The following is a 2,053-nucleotide window of genomic DNA, read 5'->3' on the forward strand; positions in this document are numbered from 1 at the left end:
GGCCGAGGCCGCCGAGCGCACCGGGCCGCGCGGGGCGCGCTGGCTGTTCCCCTCCCGCGCCGCGGCGGGCCACATGACGCGGCAGTCGCTGGCGCTGCTGCTGAAGGAGGCGGCGCTGGCGGCGGGGATCGACCCCGCCCGGGTCAGCCCGCATGTGCTGCGCCATTCCTTCGCCTCCCACCTGCTCGGGCGCGGGGCGGACCTGCGCAGCCTGCAGGTGCTGCTGGGGCATGCAGACATCGCGACCACGCAGATCTACACCAAGGTGCTGGAGGAACGGCTGAAGGCGCTGGTCGAGGCGCACCACCCGCTGGCGGCGGGGTGAGGGCCCTCGGAAGGGGTCTCGCGCCCCGCCCCGAATTCCGCTAACCCCCCGGCCCCATGCGGCACTTCCTGGATTTCGAAAAGCCGATCGCCGAACTCGAGGGCAAGATCGAGGAACTGCGCCGGACCACGGACGCGGGCGGCATCGACGTGGCCGAGGAGGTCGGGCGCCTGCACGACAAGGCGCAGACGCTGCTGAAGGCGACCTACGCCAAGCTCACGCCCTGGCAGAAGGCGCAGGTGGCCCGCCACCCGGACCGCCCGCACGCCAAGGACTATATCGAGGCGCTGGTCACCGACTTCACGCCGCTTGCCGGCGACCGCGCGTATGCGGACGACCTCGCGGTGGTGGGCGGCATGGGGCGCTTCCGGGGCCGCGCGGTGATGGTGCTGGGGACCGAGCGCGGCCACGACACGGACAGCCGCGTGAAGCACAATTTCGGCATGGCGCGCCCCGAGGGCTACCGCAAGGCGCGGCGGCTGATGGACCTGGCCGGCCGCTTCGGCCTGCCGATCCTGTCCTTCGTCGACACCGCCGGCGCCTTCCCGGGGATCGATGCCGAGGCGCGCGGGCAGGCCGAGGCGATCGCGCGGTCGATCGAGGCGGGGCTTGAGGCGCCGGTGCCCTTCATCGCGACCATCATCGGCGAAGGCGGTTCGGGCGGGGCCATCGCGCTCGCCGCCGCCGACCGGATCGTCATGCTGGAACACGCCATCTATTCGGTGATCAGCCCGGAGGGCTGCGCCTCCATCCTCTGGCGCGACGCGGCGCAGGCATCGACGGCGGCCGAGGCGCTGAAACTCACCGCCGACGACCTGAAGCGGCTGAACCTGGTGGATGCGGTGGTGCCGGAACCGCTCGGCGGCGCGCATCGCGACGCGGAGGGGACGATCGCGGCGCTCGGCGACAAGATCGCGGAATTGCTGGCGCCGCTGGTCGAACTGGACGGCGCGACGCTGCGCGCGCGGCGCCGCGAGAAATTCCTCGAGATGGGGCGGAGCGGGGTGATCTGAGGCGGGCGGCGGCGCGATGAGCGAGGCCGACGCCGCGCTGCGCGACCGCTTCATGCGGGCCTTCCCGGCGGTGGCGCTCGTCATCTTCCTCGCCGCCATCGACCAGACCATCGTCGCCACCGCGCTGCCCGCCATCGCCGCCGAGATGGGCGGGATCGAGCGGGCCTCCTGGATCATCGTCGCCTACCTGGTGGCGGCGACCTGCGCCGCGCCGGTCTTCGGGCAGCTGGGCGACGCCTTCGGGCGGCGGCGGCTGCTCTTCGTGGCCCTCGCGGTATTCTTCGCCGGCTGCGCGGGCTGCGTGGTGGCGCCGGACCTGCCCTGGCTGATCGGCGCGCGCATCGTGCAGGGCTTCGGCGGCGGGGCGCTGCTGACGCTGGCGCAGGCGCTGATCGGGGAAGCGGTGCCGCCGCGCGAACGCGGCCGCTACCAGGCGCGCATCGCGGGGTCCTACGCCTTCGCCTCGGCGTTCGGGCCGGTGGCGGGCGGGTATCTCACGGAAGGATTCGGCTGGCGGTCGATCTTCGTGATCCTGCTGCCGCTGGCACTGCTGTGCGCGGTGCTGGCGCGGCGGCTCCCGGTGGTGGGCGCGGCGCGCGCCGGGGTGGCGCTGCGCTTCGACTGGGCGGGGCTGGCGCTGTTCGTCGTGGCCGTGGCGGCGGCGCTGGTGGCGCTGGACCGCGCGCGCAGGCTCGATCCCGCGCTGCTGCCCGCG

3 protein-coding genes are annotated in these 2,053 nt (G+C 73.9%); all 3 read left to right on the plus strand.

The genetic code is table 11. The features are described 5' to 3' along the window. Window positions 1-325 (plus strand): tyrosine-type recombinase/integrase (locus HW577_RS24175; protein WP_198378652.1); only part of this gene is annotated, 325 nt, incomplete at its 5' end. A gap of 56 nt (window positions 326-381) precedes the next feature. Next, entirely contained in the window at window positions 382-1,338 is a 957-nt protein-coding gene (locus tag HW577_RS24180) for an acetyl-CoA carboxylase carboxyltransferase subunit alpha (protein WP_198378653.1), read from the plus strand. Between the two features lie 16 nt (window positions 1,339-1,354). Continuing rightward, on the plus strand, window positions 1,355-2,053 hold a 699-nt coding region (locus HW577_RS24185), incomplete at its 3' end, for an MFS transporter (RefSeq protein ID WP_198378654.1).

Source organism: Neoroseomonas rubea (assembly GCF_016106015.1).
GTDB lineage: Bacteria > Pseudomonadota > Alphaproteobacteria > Acetobacterales > Acetobacteraceae > Neoroseomonas > Neoroseomonas rubea.